The sequence below is a fragment of the Saccharopolyspora erythraea genome, from assembly GCF_018141105.1.
Lineage (GTDB): Bacteria > Actinomycetota > Actinomycetes > Mycobacteriales > Pseudonocardiaceae > Saccharopolyspora_D > Saccharopolyspora_D erythraea_A.
On record NZ_CP054839.1, the window covers coordinates 2576466 to 2595280 of the forward strand.

An 18815-nucleotide genomic window follows, 5' to 3' on the forward strand; every position below is an offset into this window, starting at 1 on the left:
GTAACCGGTCGAGTTCCGCGAGGAGTCGATCCCTCTCCGACATACCCACTCCGTAGTACCCGTTCTAAGCCCTCTTCCGTGCCGACCCTCGGCCCGCGTACTTCGCCGCGATCTCGTCGATGGTAGCGAGCGTGTTCTCTACCGTGGTCGTTTGCCGGCGGAGGCGTGTCGCGTGCTCCAGCGTCTCTGTCAGCTCTTGGTCAACACGCTCGCGGGTCGGCTCCGGTTGCCCTTTCAACGAATCATCGTCGACAGAGGACAGGATGTTTCGGGCGAGGCGGACACGTTCGGCCGGCGGCACGAGGTCGGGGACGTGCGAGACGATCTGGTCAACGGCGCTGACGATGTGGTCCCGGGCGTCCCGGGTGACGTCTTCGAGACCCTCCTCCGCAGCGAGGTCGAGGAGGTAGCGTGCGCTGTGGACCAGGCGAGAGGTTGCGTTCGGGTCGTCTTCCTCAGACGACATGATGCCCGCGTCCACGAGCGCTCGACGCTGCTTGACCCGGTCCGCGAGGCGTTCCTTCACGGAGCGACGCTGAACCCCGTACTCTTCGAGCACCTCCGGGCGGTCGGCGAGACGCTCCCTCAGGGCCGTCGAGGTGTGATAGCGGACCTTGTTCTTGATCTGGTCCAGTGTCCGGGCGGAGACTTCGTCCGTCACGTCGCGGTAGATGGATGAGACCGCGGCCCGGTACTCCTTCGACCGACCCGAGTAGTCCGGACCCCGACCGAACGGGTCGGGGCAGAGCTCCCGCATGTCGACGTAGAGTTCGGACAGCCGGCGCAGATGTAGCGTTGCGAGGTCGCCCTCAGCGTTCGCCGCGGCAAGGAGTTCATCGACGGCTTCGTCTCGCAGGTCCGACAGCGTCTTCATTCGCATATCGTACCGTGAATCAGCACCGTTTGTGTTCCACCGCGGGTGTGATTCTGTCCAAACGCGGGAACCCGCCCCCGGCGAACCGAGAGCGGGTTCCGTGTTGGTGCAGGTCAGCGCTTGGCGATGTCGAGGATGGATCTCCTCAGCGCGTCCCGGTCGCGGTCGTTGATGACCACGATGTCGTACGGGAGGGCGTCAACCTTCTCGGACGCGTGCTCACCCGGGGTAGCGACGTCGTAGCCGGGTCGGGTGATGCGGACGATGACGAACCCCCGCTCGTCGAGCGCCCCCACCTCGTTGGGGTATCGCACGTCGGGGACGACCACGGGGTTGCCGGCGGCGTTCGCGCGCTCGATGCGGTCGAGGAGCTGGGCGATCCAGGTCCCCTCGCCGTGCACCTGGCGACCGGCCTCGTCGCCGAGACGCTGGAGGATGCGGCGGACCTCGGGGAACCGGTCCTTGGCCGTCTCCCAGCCGACCACGTCCACCAGTGCGGCGAGGCGGACCTCCCTGCTGTAGGACATGGCCTCGCGTACCTCGGGGATCTCCTCGCAGAGGGCGTAGCCGCGACGTGAGTCGGGGTCCAACGCCTCGACGATCGGGTTCAGCGCGAGCGCCGCGTCCTTCAGCGGGTCCGCGAACCCGAGGCGGGTGTATCCGAGCTCCTCGACGAGGGCCGCGGCTGCCGTGTCCTTGCCGCTGCGCTTGCGGCCGATGATGGCGATGTTGTTCACGGAGACTCCTCGATAGTGTTTCGACGTGGTCAGAACGAGATCAAACCCTGCGAGGAGGCGAGCAGCGCAAGCTGCCAGTCCTCGTCAGTCACCTCGGCGGTGGTGTCGACCTCGTTGGTGTCCCCTGCGTCGGACATTGAGCCTCCTCTCGGGCTGGTAGGGACGAGCCTACCATGCCACGTTTTCGTTTCACCGTGGATGGGTTACGACGATCAGGTGAAACCCCCGCCGGTCCGAAGACTGACGGGGGTCGTGTTACTGGGTGAGCTCGTTGAACTTCCGGGCGAAGTCGCCGAAAGCCATCTCGGCGGACAGCCACCCCTTAGCCCAGGTGTCCGGGCCTACGTGCATTTCACGAAGCATCCGCATCGCGGTGCCGAGGAGTCGGGAGAGCTCCGGGTCTTGCGGGAGCGGTTCGCCCTGTTCGAGTCTGCGCTCGACTGTCCTCAGCGCTTCGTTGATGTCCTGCCGCTGCATGGCGGGAGCCTACCGCGACGCCTTCGGCGGGCAGATGCAGAAGCGATGACCGCAGACCGGGCAAGGGTCGGGGATGCGGTGATTCATGATCTCTCCTTCTTTGGTTACCTGGCGGGGCACTGTGGGTGCCCCATCGGCCCGTGCGTCGGGTAGTGGCAGATGCACGGGGGGCCTTCTCTTAACGGCAGGTCGACGAGAGAGAGCAGCAGATCAGACGTTCCGAAGCCGTCCGAGATCGAACCCTCGCCCTTGCATCGAACGCATACGCATTCGGTCTGATATTCCTCGACGTGCTCCGTGAACTGGGACACCAGGATCACCCCAGAGCCCCCGCATGCGTAGCACTTCATCGGTTTGCGCTCCATGCACGCCCCCTCCTGATCGCGAGTCTCCAGGCTGCTGGATACCCTGATCGGCGGTGTCGCGCAATCACCCGTTTGGATCTTCTTCGGCGTGGGATCTGTGGCCGCAACCGCAGGTCCCGCAATTGTGCCGGAGGCAGAACTCGCGAAGGCTTGCCTCGACGCACACGGGGCAAGCGCGGGCGGACGGCGGGTGTCGGTGCTCGCCCATGACCAGACCGCAATGGGTCGTTGCCGAGGTACCCGGCTGACGCTCGTGCACCGTGCCGACCGCGTCCGTCCAGACGTCGCGGGAGACAACCGGACCCGCTTCCTTCGGCGCCGCATCGCTCGACGCCGGCTGCTTTCGCTCCATGACTGCACCAAACGTGTCCACACCCAATACCTCCCCGGTTTGGAAGGACGGTCCCCGCCAACGTTCGGGGGTCGGGGGACGGAACAACGCCAACGGGGACCATCCGTGAAGTAGTCTTTCGCTCACGGTGGGCGATGGGTAGGGGTCGGGGGTCTACATGGCGTCTACAGATGACGACCTTGACATAGGGCCAATCCTGCGTGAAGCCAGGCTAAGCGTGGGGATCAGCCTTGAACGGATGGCGCGAGCCACCCACTACGCGAAGTCGACGCTGGGGCACGTCGAGACTGGACGGCGTACCGCTACTGCGGGGATCATCGAAGCCTACGAACGCACCATCGAGCAGGAAGGGGGCGAGGTGTTCCGCCGCGACATCACACACCCCGGGCTGATCAAGCTCAAGGGCGCGAAGATCGCGCTGTTGACCAAAGCCATCCGAGAAGGTGATCCCGACATCATCGCCAAGGCTCCCACAGCCCACGCGACGGACCTCGCGATCGTGCACAAGGCGGACCCCGACGCGTTCGCGAACCTCCGACGCTGGATGGTGGAAGGCAAGACGGCGACGCTGCGCACGAACGCGCTCTCGATCCTGGCGAAGACACCCGGGCAGGAGAACGCACGCGCCGTGATCGAGGTGCTGGAGACGGACGAGAAGGTACGGCACCTCTGCATCTCGTCTGAGGTTTCGCGGCTGCTCCAGCTCGATTGGGCGACGTCGAGGCGGGTCGCCCGCGACCTCCCGTCGTGCCCTCAACCTCGTAAGCTCGCGAAGAAGCTTGCGCGGGAGGTGGTCGACCCCCACGACTCCGAGTCCCGTTGGTGCGGTGCACACATGCTCGGTAAGCTCGCGCCAGTGCTCGGACGGTAGCCCGGAACGAAAAAGCCCCCTCCCGACCCGAAGGTTGGAAGGGGGCTTTCCTCGTCGATCACATAAATTTCGTGCAGGAGGCGGAGGCGAACTGGCCCGACGCCTTCTTCTCGTCCACGACCTTGCCGTCCCGGACGATGCGGCAACCGACCTCGCCGGAGTCCGGGCCGCCGTTCTGCATGTAGCTTTCCATGCTCGGGCCGCGGCTCACCGACACGGTGGCGAAGCCTTCCGGCAGGTCGACCCGGTGCGGCAGCTTGACCGTGTTCGTCGAGGAGCCATCGGTCATGACCGTGACCATCGCCTCGCCAGTGCCGAAGACCTCTGCGTACGAGGCGCCAGTGGCGGCCGGCTCCGCGGAAACTGGGGACGCCGGAACGACCGGGGCAGTCGGGGCGGAACCCCCGCCTCCGCTCGCCGCGGATATCACCACGATCAAGGCGACCAATCCGACGCCCGGAAGAACCACGAAATTGCGGATCTTGTGGGACTTCTGGATCTTCACTCGCTGACCGGTGGCGGGGTCGGTGTAGTACTTCGCCATTTCTTCTCCTCGTTTGTGTTGCAACGCTGACGTATCGACGGGATCGGGTCGGGTGTTACCGACCGGCGGGCGCCGGCGGGACTCATCAGGCGGGTCTCGTTCCCCGCGACGCCCGAAGGCGTTTCGTCCAGGTCAGCTTTCGTCCGTCGCGTCGCCCCCCTGCAGCTGGCGCCTGTACGCTTCGGCCCAGTTGGCTACGTCCCGGTTGGTCAGAAGTGGCGACATCCGGACGATGCGGAGCATGACGCTCGTGGCCTCGCCTGGGCTGAGGTAGTCCGCCAGCTCGAAATAGGTCGCCCGGCCGCACTGGAGAGCTCCGGCGGCGCGCTCGTCCATCTCGATCGGGCGGTCCTTGGCGGTGGGGGCCTGCTCGATGGGGTGGGTGTTGTTCATGTCGGGCTCCTTCGTTCGTTCCGTTCTTGCTCTGCAAGCTCAGCACACCACGTTTACGTCTCACCGTGGCTTCACCCGATTTGAGTAACCGCCTCTTCCGCCACCGCGGTCTTGATCAGGCGACCCCACCGGTCCGTTCGGCCGAAGCGGGCACCAAGAGCCGCGCCGGAGATCGAGGGGTCCAAGCGAACCAGGGCCATTGCCTCCTCGCGAGCGCTGTTCGGCTTCGGCTTCCGCTCCGCCGGAGCTTCCGCGGGCTCCGGAACTTCCGCCACGGGTTCCGGAACTTCCGCCACGGGTTCCGGCTCGGGCTCGGGTTCCGCCGGAACTTCCGACACGGGTTCCGCTTCCGGTTCCGCCGTTTCCGGTTCCGCACTCGCGGAAGCCCGGAGCCGGAGGAGCTCCTCGAAGGCCAGCGCCAGCGCCACGGCGGGCCACGCGGCCACGGACGCGGACAGGACGTCGACCGCGAGCGGGGTCAAGTCCTCCAAGAAGGGGGTGAGAATATTCGCGGCCACGCTCACCAGCAGGCCGACCACCAGGTTGAGGACCGTCATAGGGTGGACTTTCCGGCCTGCCTGACGGGCCGTCAGAGCGGCAATGCTGGACGCGATGACCAGGCCATCCGCAGACAGGGGGAGCAGCCACGCTCGCCACTCCTCGCCGGCGAACTCCGCCAGCTCGCGTACGTGCTCGAAGCTCACCACGGCGGCGATCACGGCGGGGACTGCGACCGCGACGGAAGCCAACTTCCGGTACATTTCCGCTCCTACTTCCGGGGTTCCGGAACTTCCGGAACCGGTAGCGGAAGTGTAGCACACCACGGTGAAACACAAACGCCCCCGGAACTGCCGGAAACGGAAGTTCCGGAAGCGCCGGGGGCGGAAGTGCTATTTCTTGGCGACCAGTGCCGCGCGAAGCCAGCTCGGGAGCTTCGGCTCGACGGCCTCGATCAGGGCATAGACGGCGGCGAAGGCGACCGCCAGGACGACGGCCTCAGCGCCGGCGAGCGCGTCGACCAGCCAGCCGGGAGCGCCAGCCGAGACAAGCCAGGTAACCAGGGCAGCCCAGAGAGCGGGGACGGTCTTCTGAACGAACGGGACAAGGAGCTTGGTCACTTGGCCTGACCCTCCACGAAGGCCACCAGCTTGGCGACGTTCTTCTCCAAGGCGTCCATGCGCTTCGACAGCTCATAGCCGTACCTGTCGGCGTTGACCGAGTAGCCGAGCATGGTGTCCGCGTACTCGCTGCCCGCGACGCGGGACGGGTGGCGGTAGGTCAGCTCGAACACGGCCTTGCGGACCTCGTCGCGGATCTCCTGGACCATGCCGCGGGTCTCGTGGCTGTTCTTGTCGATGAAGCCGAGAGCGTCACCGAGGCTGATCGGCTTGCCGTTGGTCTTGTTGGGAAACGTGTCGTGGAACTGCACGTCGGCATCCTCCGGAGTCGGGGCGGGAGCAGGGGCGGGAGCGGGTGCGGGGGAAGCGTTTCCGAACGACGGAAGGTTCCACGGGCGGGGGTCGTCCGCGGAAGCGTTCGGCATCACGGAAAGGTGGAAATGCTTGGTGTGGGGGTTCGAGCCCGTGTACCGGACCCAGCGCCACGGGTTGTTGCCCGGACGGGAGTCGAGGATGTAGCCGTTCGCTATGATGTACTTGATCCGGGGGTCGCGGGATGCGGCGAGCTCATCCGTCAGGCGGTCGATATCCATCCCGTTGGCGGGGTCGTGGGTGAAGTCCCGCGCGGTGACGATGCCGGGGCCGTACCACGGGTTGTGGTCAGAGCTCCGACTCGCGTGGGCAGCATCGCCGATCGAGCCGTCCGAAACCTTCGAGCGGTTCGGATAGCGGGCGTTGAACTGCGCGAGCAGCGTGTCAAGGCTGCGCGCAACGCGCCAGGCCATGTCAGCCTCCAAAGAGCTTGGCGATTTCCCCGAGGTTGGGGAAGAGGATTCCCAGAACCACCAGCGCGCCCGTGGCGTACCAGTGCTTCCGGTCGAGAGCGTCGAGGCGCTCCTCGTGCTTCGCGACCTCAACGGACGACGCGGTGGTCTTCTCGAGCTCGCGGATACGCATCTCGTGGTCCGCCTGCGTGGTCGTGGTCGCGGAGAGCTGGGCAATGACCGTGGTGAGGTCGTTGCGGATCGCCCTGATGTCCTCGTGGAGATCGCGCAACGTGATCACTGCCTCGTATTCGTCATGCGGCATGTGGATGTCCGGGTCAGTTGGGGCCGATGTACTCGGCCGTGAAGTAGGTGGGAGCCTTCGGGGCGGGCTCGGGGTCTTCTGTGACCGGGTCGTAGATGCCCAGCACGCGGGAACCGCCGGTTCCTTCGTTCCAGAAGCCGGGGGAGACATGATCGCCGGCGGAGAAAACACGGTCGGCCTCGACGATCAGCCGGTACATGCCGGGCGGGTTCCGGCGAAACACCGTGTCGTAGGCGATCGTGTCCGCGTTCAGGACCGTTCCTGTGTTGTCGTTGAGCTTCAGCCAGGCACCGACCAACCGGTCTTGTCCGTCCGGCCGGCGGCCAAGGCCGACGTCGAGGCGGACCCGCCAGCGGCCGGCGTAAGGGATTTCCGTGTACGTGGCACCGCCAACGTTCCAGCGGTACATGCCGGCGGTGTCGACCTCGGGCGCGGTGTGCCACGACCCCGCGGTGATTCGCTGCTCGCCCTCTGCGAGAGGATTCGTCCAGTAGAGCTCGACCTTCATCCGGTCCCGCTGGGTCGTCGCGCGGGACTGCTCCGCGATCTGCTTCTCCAGGCGGGCAAGGCGGGCAACGACGTCGTCTTGGCCCGGGGGCGTCCAACGAGGCATCAGGCGGGCTCCTCTTCCTGGAGGGTGAGCTTCACCCGGTCTTGGCTGCTGCTGGAGAAGGCGACGATGCGCCGGCGGTACATGCCGTCCGGAATCCACGAGTGCCCCTGCACGGCGAACCACGGGGCGTCGCCCAGGTTCCAGGTTCCGAGCTCGGGGGAGACGCGCACGCCGGCGGAGGTCAGTCCGTCGATGCGGATGTCCGTCGACCACGTTTCGAGCGGGTAGCGGAAGGCGGCGAGCGCGGTGTCCGCGTAAGACTCCAGGGTCGCCTGCTCGGTCACGCTGGAATGCTCTGTGTCGACGTAGTCAAGACCGGGGTAGTCGTCTGCGTACAGGGTGGCGTCTTCGGCGAAGCCGGTCAGCAGACCGCGGTCGGAGCCGGACCCCTTGACCCACACTCGAGTTGCGGTCGCAGCGGAGCCGTCTCCGTCGACTGCGACGGGGCCAAGGGCGCCGTGAGAATCCCAGACCGCGGGGGTGTCCGGGTCACCGAGTCCCGGGGACTTCACCCGGAGCTCCCACCGGACGTGCGTTCCTCCGTTGGCAAGGTAGGGCGCGAACTCGTACTCGCAGCGTTCGGCGTTGTCGGCGAACTGGTCCATGAGGTCGGCGACCGACTTCAGTTCGTAGGCGTGGTGCGTGCCCGAGTGGTTGCCCGTGACCGAGTCCGTATCGATGTCGATCGGAAGTTCGTAGCCAGGCTGCGCGATGTTGAGCGCCACCATGTCGCGGACGAGACCGCGGATCGAGTAACTGGCGTACGCGATGTCCTCACTCGGGTCCACGATCGCCGTGTGTCCGTTGGGGTTGCGCATGATCCGGCGATCGAACAGCACGCCGATGCCGGCGCCACCCACTGTGAGCGTGCGCGAGGCTTCGTCAATGCCGTAGGTGGTGACGGGACCGGCCTGGCAGACGAAGTCGCCGTAGCAGACCGCCCACGAGTAGCGGACCGAGGTCGCGAGCGACCGGAAGTCGACGTGTACGTTGCTCGGGTCGTCGAGCTGGAGTGTCACGCCCCAGGAGCCGGCGGCGTTGATCTCGCGGGAGAACGTCGGGAACTCGGACGGGCGGACGTCGGCGACGACAGCCCCGTCTACGGTGCGCGCAACCAGGACGCGCCACTGCTTCAGATTGGTCATGAGAGCCTTCCGGGCGTGAGCGGGTGGGCCATGTGGTGACCCACCCGCGAGCGGCTACGGGCCAGAGGGCGTCTTGTCCGGGAGGTCGTCGCCCGAACCGTCGTTCGTCGAGTCGTTCGGCGGCTGCACGGTGGAGGGGGTGACCTTCACCTGAAGCAGGGTGTGATTCGCCGGGACGCCGCCGTGCGACCAGCCACGGAGAGCGGAGCCGTTCACAGCCCAGTTGTACGAGTACAGGACGATCGTCGTGGTGTCGTAGAACGGGCCGTAGACGACCCCGGGAATCGTGACTGACCACGAGGTGTCGAGGTTCGGGTCATGCGACAGGCCGTCCCGCGAGGTCGACACGCGAGACCAGTTGATCCGCTTTCCACCCGCGCTACCCACCGCGATACCGAACTCAATCGCGCAGTCGATGCTGATTTCAGCGGCGACGCGCCCGGTCGGCTCGACCATGAACGGGGTCCCCGGGTAGGGGATCGTGATGGACGTGATGGTCGCGAGCGTCTGCCAGCCGCGGACCCAGGAGTTCGGGTCTCGCTGGGAGTTGGCGTTGTAGACCAGCATGTTGTTGACGCCACGCCACCCGGAGCGGGCGGGGTCGCCGTTGTCGCCGTAGAAAATCTGGTGCTGGAACCCGTTGGTGTGCATCCATCGCTGCTCGCCCGGGTAGGCGCCCGGAGCCGAGAAGTGCGCGCCGGCGGTCGAGGCGTCTGCACCGTAGAACGGGCGGATACCGCCACGGGTCACCAGACCCGGACCGCGAGCGTCGCGGATCATGGCCTCGGTGATGGTGGTGGTGCCCGAGTTCACCGTGATGTAGGCGAGTGGGTGCCAGCCGGCGGACACAGGCAGCGTGGGGGTAGCGGGGACGCCGGTCACGTCGTCACCGGTCCACAGCTCGATCGTGAGCTTGCGCTCGCCGGCGGGGCTGCCGAGTGCGGGGTTCAGGTCGTCGTGGATGCGGGCGATCACGACGTCCATCCGGTTGGCCGAAGACGACGCGGGAGCCAGGGTCAGGGTCTCCTGCTCGTAGACCACACCCATGTACGGGCCGGAGTTCTCCGTGTTGATCACGATGTTGGCGGGCTCGACAGTGACGTTCATCCCGCCGGCCGGCTGGACCTTCGCGGCCATGTGCGTGTCGCCACCGTCGCCAGACGCCATGACGCCCGACACGTACTCGATGAAGGACGAGTCGCTCGCCGGCATCAGAGTCGAGGCGAGCGCGTAGCGCGCGTCACTCGTACTGATCTTCTCCTGCACGGCCCAGGGGTCGACCGGGGACACGGCGGTCTGCTTCAGGGTTGGCACGGGTTCACACTCCGAGGTTGAGTCAAGGGGGTCACCACGACGCGGACCGCCACTCCGCGGTGAGGGTCCCGGTTTCGGTGAACGCGCCCTCGTGGATCAGGCCGACGCGGAGTTCACCCGGCGGGCCGTAGGGGACGGCGGGAGGGACGTAGAAGCCCCGGAAGTCAGCGGGGTTGAGCAGCTCGCGACGGGACGCGGTGCCGCCCAGCAGGACGGAAGGGTGCTCGGGGTTGATGACCACGAACTCGCCCTCGGTCAGCGTGTCGTTGTACTTCATCGTGTACGACTCGCCGTCGACCGTGGTCGTGATAGAGGGGTTGGTCAGCGGGCCTCGGAGCGTGAAGACGACCGGAGCGGGAGCCGTGCCCGTGTTGCGCAGGACCACAAAACCGGTCTGAGTGCTGCTCGTACCGAACTGGAGTCCTGGGTCGGAGAAGTCGAGTCCTGGGTCGGAGAAGTCGAGTCCGCCGGTGGTATCCCGAGGCAGTCCGGTCGCCATCGTCTGCCACTCGGAGCGGTACAGCCGCGGGTCCGGGGCGACGAGTTGGATCGAGAAGGTGATCGAGCTGGAGAAGTCGTCTCCGGAGTCGATCAGGACCGGGCCGTCAAGCTTCACCTGGCACTCGATCTCGCCGATTTCGGTCTTCGAGCTCAGGCGGTATGTCTTGTTCGGGTCGGCGCAGATGCCCTTGAGGTACGCGGCGAGCATCTTCACCGCGGCGTCGCTCGGGGCGTAGGCGCGGCCTTCGAGGGTGATCGAGCGGGCGTCCTTCCACACGGGCGAGACGACCGCGCCGTGAGCGTTGACCCTGCCCGTCTTCGTGCTGACCGCGGGCGGGGACGACCACCCGCCGTCTTCGGACTGAAGCCAGGCTTCATAGCTGGACTGCGGGCGGTTCATCACGAACCAATCGAGCTGCCATTCGTTACGGCCGTACACAGGCGCCTCGTTTCGTTGTCGCGGGTGCGAAGGTGCGGGGCCGGTGGTGTTCCGACCCCGCACTCTCGGGACTACGCACCGCGGAATGCGCGACGTGCGTAACGGGTGGTGGCCTGCGCGATTGCCTCCGGCGATGCGTCGACCCGGGTTTCGATGTTGTTGTTCACCGTCACCGGGGGGCCGCTCGCGCCGTTGTCGGCAGCACCGCGGAGCCAACCCATCTGCTCGTTGGTGAGCACGGCCTCATTACGGCCGGAGTGGTTCGCGTACAGGCCGTAGCCGTTCGGCGTCGGGGGCAGGATGCCGCCGTTGTCGAACAGCGAGGGCCGCACGACCGGGCCGCCCTTGGCGTACCAGCCGACCGCGTTGTGATGAGACAACGCGCGCGACGGAGAGCCGTAGCGACCGCGGATGTAGTCAAGACCCCACGCGGCCTGACCGGCTGCGGTGGACTCGACTGGACCGTGGACGCTGGTCATCTTCTGGAAGAGACCACGAGCCGAGGAGCTCGGGTTCGCCGCGTTCGGGTTCCATGAGCTTTCCTTCTGGATGATCCTCGCGAGCGCTTCCCACTCCGGACCCTGGTCCCACCCGAAGCGGGCGGCGACCTGGCGGACCTGGTCGACCACGGGGCCGCTGATCCCGCTCACGTCGCCGGCGGACCCCGCGGGGCCAACCTTCGAGATCACGAAATCGGCGATGCCGTCGATGACCTTGTTCGGAACGCCCTTGGCGGCGAGCTTCCATCCCGACTCCGGACCCGGCATCAAGCCGTTGACCAAGGTGGAGACGGCGCCCTTGGCGACGTTACGCGCACCGTTGATCAGGTCGACGATCCACCACAGCGGGTTGAACGCGCCACCCTGACCGCCGTCGACGAACTGTCCTCCGACCTCCGGCAGGCTGAACTGCCACGGGAACGAGGTCGTACCGCGGGCTCGCCCGCCGGCCTGCACGCCGTTGCCGCCGGACGACTCGACGTTCATCCCGTCGAGCGTGCCGCCCATGTGGCCGGTCTGGACGCCGATGGTGAAGGCGGAAGACAGGCCGCGGACGAAGCCACCGGCAGGGCGACCGCCGGCGAACGCGGCCGTGGTGTAGCGGCGCGAGTTCGGCGGGCGACCGACGAGCACGTTGTGAATCGCCGACATGAAGCCGGAGCAGTCGTACGAGGGGTTGCCGGTGCCACCCCACTGGTAGGGCTTGCCGTGCTGGGAGCGGGCGAACTTCTTCGCCTCCTCGACACGGCCGCCAGTGGCGAAGCGCTGCATAAGACCTTCGGGTCCAACCCGGCTGCCGGCGCGGGCCGCGGAGTGGGCGGCATGAATGTTGTCTATACCCCACTGCCGGACGACCTTCTTGGAGATCACGTACTCGCCGGGCATGAGCATCGCAGGAACGGTGTCCTTGTTGCCCACCCCCGGAACCCGGCCACCGCCCGTAGCGTCGCGGACGGCACCACCGGTTGCGAACTCCTGGATGCGTTCCAGCTTCGGGAGCGGCGGGAGGTTCAGCCAGCCGGCGACTGTGTCCCATGCACGCTTAATGCCGCCGTTGTAGACGACATCGATCATGAAGTTGATCGGCTTCGCCAGGATGCCCTTAATCGTGTTCCAGATGTCGCCAATCCACTTCACCGCACGATCGAACGCGACTCCGACTTCGTGGACGGCGCGGCCTACGGCGTCGAAGCAGGGCTTCAGAACGTTGTCGTAGACCCACCGGATGCCGTTCAGCAAGGCGGACCAGCCGAAGCCGATCGAGTCGAAGACGGGCTTGAGAACGTTGTTCCACATCCACCGAGCCGCGGCTGACAGGGCGTCCCACACGGGACGGAGAACCGTCTCCCACATGAGTTGCATCGCGAGGAGGTGAGCCTCCCACGCGCGACCGATGAAGTCGAAGACCGGCCGGAGCACGTTCTCCCACATCCACGTGACGTGCGAGCTGATCGCGTCCCACGCGGGTCGAAGGATGTTCTCCCAGACCCAACTCATTCCGATCATCAGCAGGTCCCAGCCCTCAGCGATCCACCCGAACACGGGCTTAAGGGCGTTTTCCCACAGCCAGACCGCAACATCACCGATGACCTTGAAGGCCGCATCAACGAAGTCCTTGAACCACCCGACGTTGTTGTACGCGTAGATCAGGGCTCCGACCAGAGCGGCAATCGCGGTGATGATCAGGCCGATCGGGTTGGCCGTCCAGGCGGCGTTCAGCGCCACCTGAGCGATCTTCAACGCCGTGGTGACCGCGATCCACGCCTTATAGGCGCCGATCACGGCCAGCGTCGGTACGAGCATCGCAGCCAGCCACGGGCCAACGTTGGTCAGGAACCAGGTCAGACCGGGGAGAACGAACGAGACCAGCCCAGTGAGGATGTCCGCGAACGGCTTCAGCGCGTTGACGATGTTGCTGAACGCGGTTCCGATGCCGGGCAGGCTCGGTCCGACAGCCGAGACCAGGTTGACCAAGACGTCTCGGAGGACAGCCACACCAGGTGCCAGCGCGTGAACCGTGTCCCGTAGAGCCGTGAAGATCGTGTTCAGGAACTCCTGACCCTGCGCGCTCTGGACGAACAGGCGGATCTGATCCGTGGCGTCCCGGAGGACTGTCAGGAACGACGCGGAGTTCGTCGTCGCGGAGCTGAAGACCTCGTAGATGATGACGCCGATGTTCTGGAGAACCTGACCCATCATCTGAAGGGCAGACAGGCCGTTGCGAATCCACTCTTCGAGCTGACCGTTTGCGCCGGCCTGCGCGATGAAGCTCGCGAACTCGCGAGCCGAGGCGCCGAGACCGCCCGTCAGCTCCGCGAGGATCGGGAGGCCGACAGCAGCGATGGTCGTAAAGGCGCGCAACATGGGGGTGAAGGCGTCGCCGAGGTTGCGCACGATGACTCGCGTGCTCTCGAACATCGCGCCCATGTCGCGGATGACGCCGGTCTGCGTGAAGAACAGCAGCGACCGGCGAGCGATCGTATTGAACTCCTCCGCGATGCCGGTCAGTCCGGTCTTGAGGGTGGGCAGGACCGCGGTCGCCATCTCTCGGAACGGGGCCGCGAGGTCGCGGAACGCGGCGCCCTGGACGCTCTGTTGTAGCTCGACGAAGCGGCTACGCATCTCTGCGACCGCGCGAACGAATTCGCGGGCGGACGGGGCGAGACCCGCAAGGGCCGCTTCGAGCTTCTTTGCGTCGCCTTCGACGATGGCCTTCATGGCGTCACCGACGCCGGCGAACGCCAACTTCAGGGCTCCGGCGACGGCGATTCCAGCGCCGATAGCTCCCGGCAGCAGTAGAGCAGCGCCGGAGGCGGCGGCGAGAGCAGCACCGAGACCGCCGATCGCGTTTGCGGCTCCGCCCAGCGCAACGAGCGCGACAGCGGCCTGCGAGGCCGCGGCAACCAGCGTTCGGAGGCTGCGCGTGGGACCGTCGAGTTGGCGGACCAGGCCCGCGAGTCGAGTCTTCGTCTTCGCCGTGTCTATCTCGACGTCGAGCTTCACCCTGTGGGCTCGAGTCAGCGCCTCGATCTTGGCTTGAGCCGCGGACGTGTCGATGTCGACGGTTACCTTCGTGGCCCGGGTCGCCTTCGCCATCGTCTTGTGAAAACCGTCGAGGTCAGGAGTCACCCGGGCCTCGACGGTGCCAGCGGTGTAACGAGCCATCTGGAATCACCCCCTTTCCGGCGAGGTCGTGAACATGGGTCAGTCCTTCCGGACAGGGGGAACGGGAACGAAGGCTCGCCGCATCGGGGCAAGCCGGTCTTGCTTCTGGCGTGCGATCTCCGCTTCCAGCGCCGAACGGGGTCCGGGAAGAAGGTCCGGCTTTCGCCGGCCACCCTTGCCCTGCGCACTGACGAAGGCGTAGTCGGCCCGGTACCCGCGGATTTCGTTCACGAGCGTGGTCAGCAACTCGACGGTGGGGGACCAGTCGGACAGATCGCGGACGGCGGCGCCCGGCTTCTTGGACTCTGAGTCCAGCACTTCTGGGTGCTGACGGATGTACTCGCGGGCGGCCTCCGGGTCGGAGTGCCACGCGGCCATGAAGCGGGAGTCGCGGGGGAGCTCGTAGGCGAGTCGGAGGAACTGAAGCCACCCGCGCTCGCCGTTGAAGAACTCAGCGAGGTCGATACGGAGCAGAGTCAGAAAGTCGTACTCCAGCTCTGCCCCGTACCGGTCGAGGAGGTAAGCAGCCTCACAGAAGGTGCTTACCGCTCGGTAGGGTCCGACTCCTCGCCGTTGCTCATCCCGAAGGACTTCAACATGTCGTCCAGCAGGGCGTTGAAGACCTCGATGCCGTCATCGGCAATCGCGTCGAGGATCTTCTCCGCGTGCTCGCCGGCCAACAGCTCGAGAACCTCCATCGGGTCTTCGGAGGCACGCTTGAGCATGACCAGCGCACGGGCACCGGGCGGGTTGATGGTGACGGTCTCCTCGCCCAGGTCGAGGGTGTAGGGGTGGACCTTCGCGCCGGCCTTCGCAGCGGCGGACTTACGGAGCTCGGACAGCTTGCCGATCTTGGACATGTTGAAAGCCTTCCGGGACTTTGTGGGGTGATTACTCGGCCGACTCGGCGGGAGCCTCTTCGGCGCGCTTGGGGCGGTTGTGCGTGCGGACCTTCGGGGCCACCGGGACGGCAACGCCGTTGGCAACCAGGTCGTTGGCCGCGGACGGGGTGGCCACGGGGATGACCGCTCCGTCAGCGATCCGGCGGACTTCGATGCTCACGCGGGATCTCCGTTCTCTCCGGGCGAGGTAGAAGAGGGGGTCGGTGCCCGGATGCCCGACCCCCTCAAGACGTCAGGCGCCAGCCTGGGTGAAACCGGCGTCTTCCAGCAGGGCCAGCCAGCCGGGGCCGCCGAAGAAGTGCTTCACGGCGTAACCGGCCTCGTCGTCGGGCGAGGTGGCGAACGTGATCTCGTACTGGATCGGGTCTTCCGCGGACGCGGTGACCTCTCCGACCTCAGTCACCGAGGCGCGGGTGAACAGGCGACCGATATAGATCTCGCTGCCGGTGTCGCCGTCCTGCGCGACGGTCAGCACGCGGTAGTACTTCAGCGCCGGGCGGTTCGCCTCGGCGAACGAAACCTCGCCGCTGCCGACCGCGCCCGTGACGGAGTCCAGGGCAACGCCCGTGTACAGCTCCAGCGTGGTCTTGTTGGTCTCCAGGGCGACGACGGTCAGCGTCGAGCTGTTCGAGGTGACATCACGACGGACCGGGGTCAGCGACCCCAGGGCCAGAACCTCGGAGACCTCCGACTCACGCGCGAACGAGGCGCCGGAGTCCTGGGACAGGTGGCCCAGGTCGACGTACCCGGCGGGGAGCGGCTGAATGGCGCCGGTCGCGTCGGTGAGAGCGGTCGGCAGGGTCGCCGAGTAGGGCGCGACGAAGACCGCGGCGTCCAGGCTCTTGCGGATCAGATCCGACTGCTTCTGCTTGATGGTGTCGAGAGACATGAAAGGTCCCTTCCGGAACGCGTTTGTGTTTTAACGTGACTACTGGCGGCGGAACGACAGTTGAACCGTCGTCACGACCAGCCGAAGAGAGGTGTTCGCGTCCGGGCGGAGCTGGGGCGGGTTGTCGATTCGCCCGTTGTCGCACAGCTTCCCGCCGGCGACCTTCCCGCGAGCCTCGTCGATGCGGTTGCGGATGATCTCGGTGATGCGCCACGCCTCCGCGCGAGCAGAGGACTCGGCGCCCTCCGGGACGTAGACTGCGATCTCGACGCGGGGGCGGTCCGTGATCAGGTCCGAGGAACCGCCTACGCGGTTGACCTGGATTACCGTCCCGTTGATCTGCGCGGGGGTGACCGTGTAGACCGGGGCAACGTCTCCGAGGTAGGCGATCAGCCATTCCTCGACGTCGGGGAACGTCTTCACTCGGTCACCTCCTTGGCGGCATCGCGCATGACGTGTTGGCCCGGGTAGCCGGGGCTCCCGTTGCCAGGCTTGCGGCCCCACTCCACGAGCGTCGGGTGACCTTGCGTCGCCACGACGTTGAAGCCGACCCGGTCACCCTTGGCGCCGGCGGAGTCGTCTCGTTCGACAGTGATTCCGTCCGCGTAATGGCCGTCTTCGGGGTTGTTCGAGCGGGGCGCCTTCTCGCGTGCGCGGCGGGCGACGTCTTCGGCGATGGCCTTCGTGACGTCCGCGAGTTCCGAACTGCGGAGGTACGCGGCGATCCCCTTGTGATTGGGGCGGTATCGGGCCACGCGATCACCCGCTCACGTGCTGGAGCGTCGAGCGTTGACCCGGGCGCCACCCGGTCAAGGGGGACTTGACGTCCGCCGGCTTTCCGACGACGTCCCACCGGGTGCCGTTCGCCTGCGTGACGCGGTCCGTCTCACGGATATCCGCGCCGTAGGGGGCGAGGAGAGTCGCCGTGGTCACGACTTCGGACCGAAGGTTCAGCGGTTCGGCGCTCGACCGGATGACGATCGCGCAGTGCGGGACCTCATGCTCGGAGATCACCGTCTGTTCGCCGTGCGGGTTGGTGCCGTAGCGGGTCACCGTGACGGTCTCACCATGTGCAAGGCGCATCGGTCACCGTCCGGAACTTCATCGGGATGGAGCCGTACCCGCGGCGGACGCCCAGGAGGCGCCACTCGGTATCGAGCACCGTCAGGTAGCCACTCGCGACGCGGGTGTCCAGCGTGTAGCCGAACGACTCCGCGTTCTGCTCGCGGATTCCGTCAGGGTTGCGGAGAACTCGGGCGACTGCGGTCGCCTCGACCATGACGAGCAAGCCGGGGTCAACCGACGTCAGGTCACTCAGCCGGCTTTGAATCAGGAGCTCGACGTCGCTTAGGAGCGTCGCCGCTCGTTCCGCTTCGCCGTCCTCGAACGGTCTTCCGAGCCGGCTCTCTACGTCCTGCGGGGTCGCCGTCGCCATTGGTCACCTCCTGCCAGCCTGCGCGGAGCATGCGTTCGGCGAACTCTTCGCAGACCGTGACCGTCGCCCCGTCCGCGTAGCGAAGTCGCTTCACGGGATTACCTCCAAGGTTCAGGGCGAGGGGGCGCCCGAAGACGCCCCCTGCCAGTCAGGTCAGGCTGCCGGGGTCGCCGGGTCGTTGGCCTGGATCTTCACGAAGCTGTTCAGGTCGTTGATCAGGACGCCGTACTCGACCTCCGCACGGAGCGCGAGCATGTTGCGCTGCCAGAGGTTCAGAGTCCCGCCGGCGCCGGACAGCTCGATGGTGGCCTGGTCGGTGACGTCAACCTGGATCGCGGCCACCTGACCCCAGATGATCTGAGACCAGTCGCCGGCGAAGCCCACGATGGTGCCCGCGGCGTTCTTCAGGTTGTCGCTGAGGAACGTCGGGCGGCCCAGCAGGCGACCCTGGCGAACCACGTCGTTCACGTCAGTGGCGGACTCGACGAAGATGGACTTGCCGGTGCCGTCCACGGCGATGTTCAGGTCCGGCTCGACGACCGAGTCCAGCGCGAAGCCGGTCAGCTTCTTGCCGTTGGTGACCAGGGTCCGCAGGATGCCGTTGAACGAGGCGTAAGCGCCGGCTCCGTTGGTGTCCATCTCCGCGGTCTGGGTGACGTCCGACAGGTCGTTCGCGTACGGCGAGTTGACGCCGTGCAGAACCGCGTTGTCGAACGCGACGGCTAGAGCCTCGACCATGTCGGCCTGGGCGTGCTGGATGACACCCAGCGGGTTGGCGCGCACGAGCTCGGCCGAGACCGGGACGATGACGGCGATCTTGTGCGGGACCATCTTCTTGACGGTCGCCGAGACCTCGCTCGTGGGCTTCACGGCGCCCTCGTCCACGAAACCGGCGGTCGGCTTGCCGGTCCACACGGGGATGTTGGTCCCGTGCTGGCCCATGGTGACCTGGCGGGCGAGTTGCTGGACGACGCTCTTGCGGCGGGTCTGCTCGAAGATGGCGTCGATCTCGGCGGGCTTCAGGAACTCAGAGAAGTCCGAGGTGTACATGCGGGGGTTCCTATTCTCGGGAGGGAGTGATCCGCGTTTGTG

24 protein-coding genes are annotated in these 18815 nt (G+C 66.4%); 1 reads left to right on the forward strand and 23 read right to left on the reverse strand.

What is annotated here, in order from left to right:
- Positions 1-64: 64 nt before the first annotated feature.
- The 3 genes from HUO13_RS11990 to HUO13_RS12000 form a co-directional block, all read right to left on the reverse strand.
- The gene (locus HUO13_RS11990) at positions 65-874 is read right to left on the reverse strand and encodes a hypothetical protein (RefSeq protein WP_211901461.1); all 810 of its coding nucleotides are present in this window, start codon (positions 872-874) and stop codon (positions 65-67) included.
- 113 nt (positions 875-987) lie between these two features.
- A complete protein-coding gene (locus HUO13_RS11995) occupies positions 988-1611 on the reverse strand; it encodes a hypothetical protein (protein ID WP_211901462.1) in 624 nt (207 codons plus the stop codon).
- Between the two features lie 255 nt (positions 1612-1866).
- Complete coding sequence (locus HUO13_RS12000; protein WP_211901463.1) at positions 1867-2088, reverse strand: hypothetical protein; 222 nt, start codon at positions 2086-2088, stop codon at positions 1867-1869.
- An 874-nt stretch (positions 2089-2962) separates the two neighbouring features.
- On the opposite strand from HUO13_RS12000, the gene HUO13_RS12005 reads away from it, so the two are divergent.
- Positions 2963-3676, forward strand: a complete 714-nt coding sequence (locus HUO13_RS12005; protein WP_211901464.1) for a helix-turn-helix domain-containing protein — start codon at positions 2963-2965, stop codon at positions 3674-3676.
- 58 nt (positions 3677-3734) lie between these two features.
- Here HUO13_RS12005 and HUO13_RS12010 read toward each other — a convergent pair whose 3' ends face one another.
- The 20 genes from HUO13_RS12010 to HUO13_RS12105 form a co-directional block, all read right to left on the reverse strand.
- Positions 3735-4220 (reverse strand): hypothetical protein, encoded by a 486-nt coding sequence (locus HUO13_RS12010; protein WP_211903427.1) that lies wholly within the window; start codon positions 4218-4220, stop codon positions 3735-3737.
- Between the two features lie 132 nt (positions 4221-4352).
- Positions 4353-4613: a hypothetical protein gene (locus HUO13_RS12015; RefSeq protein ID WP_211901465.1), complete on the reverse strand. Its 261-nt coding sequence runs from the start codon at positions 4611-4613 to the stop codon at positions 4353-4355.
- 71 nt (positions 4614-4684) lie between these two features.
- Positions 4685-5374 carry a DUF2637 domain-containing protein gene (locus HUO13_RS12020; protein ID WP_211901466.1) on the reverse strand — a complete coding sequence of 230 codons (690 nt, stop codon included), beginning with the start codon at positions 5372-5374 and terminating at the stop codon, positions 4685-4687.
- Between the two features lie 129 nt (positions 5375-5503).
- Positions 5504-5731, reverse strand: coding sequence for a hypothetical protein (locus HUO13_RS12025; protein ID WP_211901467.1), 228 nt, complete (start codon positions 5729-5731; stop codon positions 5504-5506).
- Positions 5728-6516 carry a hypothetical protein gene (locus tag HUO13_RS12030; protein ID WP_211901468.1) on the reverse strand — a complete coding sequence of 263 codons (789 nt, stop codon included), beginning with the start codon at positions 6514-6516 and terminating at the stop codon, positions 5728-5730. The genes HUO13_RS12025 and HUO13_RS12030 overlap by 4 nt, the downstream gene beginning before the upstream one ends.
- 1 nt (position 6517) lies before the next feature.
- Positions 6518-6820 (reverse strand): hypothetical protein, encoded by a 303-nt coding sequence (locus HUO13_RS12035; RefSeq protein ID WP_211901469.1) that lies wholly within the window; start codon positions 6818-6820, stop codon positions 6518-6520.
- Between the two features lie 13 nt (positions 6821-6833).
- Positions 6834-7328 (reverse strand): hypothetical protein, encoded by a 495-nt coding sequence (locus HUO13_RS12040; protein WP_211901470.1) that lies wholly within the window; start codon positions 7326-7328, stop codon positions 6834-6836.
- Between the two features lie 104 nt (positions 7329-7432).
- A complete protein-coding gene (locus HUO13_RS12045; RefSeq protein ID WP_211901471.1) occupies positions 7433-8578 on the reverse strand; it encodes a hypothetical protein in 1146 nt (381 codons plus the stop codon).
- A gap of 54 nt (positions 8579-8632) precedes the next feature.
- Entirely contained in the window at positions 8633-9892 is a 1260-nt protein-coding gene (locus tag HUO13_RS12050) for a hypothetical protein (RefSeq protein WP_211901472.1), read from the reverse strand.
- A gap of 31 nt (positions 9893-9923) precedes the next feature.
- Complete coding sequence (locus HUO13_RS12055) at positions 9924-10793, reverse strand: phage tail family protein (RefSeq protein ID WP_211901473.1); 870 nt, start codon at positions 10791-10793, stop codon at positions 9924-9926.
- A 110-nt stretch (positions 10794-10903) separates the two neighbouring features.
- Positions 10904-14497, reverse strand: coding sequence for a transglycosylase SLT domain-containing protein (locus HUO13_RS12060; RefSeq protein WP_211901474.1), 3594 nt, complete (start codon positions 14495-14497; stop codon positions 10904-10906).
- Positions 14498-14536: 39 nt separating this feature from the next.
- The gene (locus HUO13_RS12065; protein WP_211901475.1) at positions 14537-14875 is read right to left on the reverse strand and encodes a hypothetical protein; all 339 of its coding nucleotides are present in this window, start codon (positions 14873-14875) and stop codon (positions 14537-14539) included.
- Positions 14876-15039: 164 nt separating this feature from the next.
- Complete coding sequence (locus tag HUO13_RS12070; RefSeq protein ID WP_211901476.1) at positions 15040-15357, reverse strand: hypothetical protein; 318 nt, start codon at positions 15355-15357, stop codon at positions 15040-15042.
- Between the two features lie 31 nt (positions 15358-15388).
- Complete coding sequence (locus HUO13_RS12075; protein WP_211901477.1) at positions 15389-15559, reverse strand: hypothetical protein; 171 nt, start codon at positions 15557-15559, stop codon at positions 15389-15391.
- A 72-nt stretch (positions 15560-15631) separates the two neighbouring features.
- The gene (locus HUO13_RS12080; RefSeq protein ID WP_211901478.1) at positions 15632-16288 is read right to left on the reverse strand and encodes a hypothetical protein; all 657 of its coding nucleotides are present in this window, start codon (positions 16286-16288) and stop codon (positions 15632-15634) included.
- Between the two features lie 39 nt (positions 16289-16327).
- Positions 16328-16711 (reverse strand): hypothetical protein, encoded by a 384-nt coding sequence (locus HUO13_RS12085; protein ID WP_211901479.1) that lies wholly within the window; start codon positions 16709-16711, stop codon positions 16328-16330.
- A complete protein-coding gene (locus tag HUO13_RS12090) occupies positions 16708-17043 on the reverse strand; it encodes an HK97 gp10 family phage protein (RefSeq protein ID WP_211901480.1) in 336 nt (111 codons plus the stop codon). The genes HUO13_RS12085 and HUO13_RS12090 overlap by 4 nt, the downstream gene beginning before the upstream one ends.
- Positions 17044-17047: 4 nt before the next feature.
- Positions 17048-17341, reverse strand: a complete 294-nt coding sequence (locus HUO13_RS12095; RefSeq protein ID WP_211901481.1) for a hypothetical protein — start codon at positions 17339-17341, stop codon at positions 17048-17050.
- Between the two features lie 10 nt (positions 17342-17351).
- A complete protein-coding gene (locus HUO13_RS12100; RefSeq protein ID WP_211901482.1) occupies positions 17352-17723 on the reverse strand; it encodes a Gp19/Gp15/Gp42 family protein in 372 nt (123 codons plus the stop codon).
- Positions 17724-17876: 153 nt separating this feature from the next.
- Positions 17877-18773, reverse strand: a complete 897-nt coding sequence (locus HUO13_RS12105; RefSeq protein WP_211901483.1) for a phage major capsid protein — start codon at positions 18771-18773, stop codon at positions 17877-17879.
- Positions 18774-18815: the final 42 nt, after the last annotated feature.